This window comes from Pseudoalteromonas sp. 19-MNA-CIBAN-0066 (assembly GCF_040308705.1).
GTDB classification, from domain to species: Bacteria; Pseudomonadota; Gammaproteobacteria; order Enterobacterales; family Alteromonadaceae; genus Pseudoalteromonas; species Pseudoalteromonas nigrifaciens.
Window position 1 is genome coordinate 1 of sequence record NZ_JBEONZ010000442.1, and the last position, 233, is coordinate 233.

General features: G+C 37.8%; 1 pseudogene. It reads right to left on the minus strand.

From position 1 onward, the window contains the following. A pseudogene (locus tag AAEZ18_RS19755) lies at positions 1 to 233 on the minus strand (alginate lyase); the annotation flags it as partial.

The window sequence follows — 233 nt, forward strand, 5'->3', positions numbered from 1 at the left end:
GTTTAGACACATCATACTGGCCAGGCGCTAGTTCTAGAACATCGCCCGACTCTGCATTATCAATAGCATCTAGTAATGCACTTACATCAGCTTTAACAGAATGTGTCTTACCAGAATCAAAATCAACTAAAGCAGGTACTTTTGCATACCAACTAACACCGGTATCTTCTTTTTTAAGTACTTTTAAATCGCGCTTTGCACCTACATTTAAACTTTTAGATGTTGGGTAAAGT